The organism is Ligilactobacillus sp., from assembly GCF_036846325.1.
Classification (GTDB): Bacteria; Bacillota; Bacilli; order Lactobacillales; family Lactobacillaceae; genus Ligilactobacillus.
The window spans coordinates 1-1,642 of sequence record NZ_DAIUCE010000096.1 but is presented as its reverse complement, the minus strand read 5'-3'; the positions used below and the strand labels follow the sequence as shown (position 1 = coordinate 1,642).

General features: G+C 42.6%; 3 protein-coding genes. All 3 read right to left on the bottom strand.

Going from position 1 to position 1,642, the window contains the following annotated elements:
- Positions 1 to 133 precede the first annotated feature (133 nt).
- Positions 134 to 325 (bottom strand): hypothetical protein, encoded by a 192-nt coding sequence (locus tag V7Z60_RS08200; RefSeq protein ID WP_022280643.1) that lies wholly within the window; start codon positions 323 to 325, stop codon positions 134 to 136.
- Between the two features lie 28 nt (positions 326 to 353).
- Positions 354 to 1,055, bottom strand: a complete 702-nt coding sequence (locus V7Z60_RS08195) for a hypothetical protein (protein WP_334117342.1) — start codon at positions 1,053 to 1,055, stop codon at positions 354 to 356.
- Positions 1,045 to 1,642: ABC transporter ATP-binding protein (locus tag V7Z60_RS08190; RefSeq protein ID WP_334117341.1), on the bottom strand; the 598-nt coding region annotated here is incomplete at its 5' end. The genes V7Z60_RS08190 and V7Z60_RS08195, both read right to left, overlap by 11 nt.

The window sequence follows — 1,642 nt, the reverse complement described above, 5'->3', positions numbered from 1 at the left end:
GTGGTTTTTTTGAATGAATAGTAAATTTTCTTAAACCTGTTCAAAATCAGTCATACAGGAAATCAAAAAAATTCAGCCAGGATTGCAACAAAGCCAATCCCCGGCTGAATCAATCTTAATTCTCAAGAGATACCTAGTCCCGTCGCCAGTATATCATTGTCAGCACGTCTATCAGCATGACCGATAATATCAACCCGAAAAAGACCCTGATCATCGGCTCCGCACATGCATCCATTATCATTCCCCATAACGGCAAATGCAGAGAAAACAAGACAACCACCAATAATAAGGCAACAAGCTCAACATAATTCCTTCTGTCTAACATGCTATCCTCCCCTTGCCGCGCAGAACACCTACTCAAGACGCAGCTTAAATCTCTTCATTACCAACAGGCAAATCTCCATCAATACGATTGCGTATATTATGGCGGGATAAACGGGGTTTACGCCTTTAATCAGACTCCCGATACCCTTGAAAAATGAAGTCAAGGCATTATGCTTGTCGATTTCAAAGACCCCCGCTCCCAAAACGGCATTAACACCGGCCAAACTCAACGCCAAGATTATTTTACCATTTTTTTCCAGCATACTAAAGACACAGCCCATCAGCATTGACGTCATCATTCCGTCGACATACAAGACCACGGCAAACGGCAGGTCGCTGACATCACTGATTGAAAACACGTTCAGCAGATAGTTGTTTCCGGAATAAAACTGCTGGAACGCAAAGTAGTAGGTCGATCCCAGGAAAACATTGATTCCATAGGTCGAAAAAGCCGCCAGCATCTTTGCTCTCCAGTACTCCTTGCGCGTAACACCGTTCTGAATAAAATACTTGAATTCATTGTAAAAGAATAACAGGAACACACACAGCATGGACTGCAGGAAGTCGGTCACCGGAAACATGAGCCAGTCTGTGGTCAATTCATTTACCTTCCCCGATAGAAACAGCCACCCGCCGAAATAGATGACGACAATCCCGCCGATTGCAAGCAGCTCATACATCAGATATTTCCTTATTAAAAAAACATATGCGTACTTTTCCTTAATCGTCATCCCGAGTTCCCCCTGATTCCGTCAGACACAAAAACAACTTGTTCAAATCAAACGAGTCCAGGTAGACGGTGTCCGGCAACACCCGACCATCATCCAGCTCATCATACACGTAATACCCTGCCGTATTTCCCAGGCACTCAGTCCCGATAATCCTGAGTCCCCTGACATATTCTCCGGCATCATCCTTCGTTCCTGAAATGAAATGCGCTTTCGCCAGAACATTTTCAACCGAACCATCCAGAACAATGCGGTGATTGTCAATAATCACGACGTTTTCAATCAAATTTTGTATCTCTTCAATCAAATGCGTCGAAATTACAAAGGTCCTCGGCCGCTTGGAATAAGAATCAACCAGTTCGCAGTAAAAAAGGTTACGATTTGAAGCATCCATCCCTAGAACAGGTTCATCCAAAAAAATATATTCGCATGGAACGCAAAGTGCCAGAATATCTTTAAAGATCGTTTTATACCCAGTAGAGAGCTTACCGTATCTGGATTTTAAATTGATTCCGAATTTTTCAGAAAGAGTATTTGCATATTTTTCATCAAATCCAGGGTAAAATCTTGCAGTATCGTTTATGATTTCT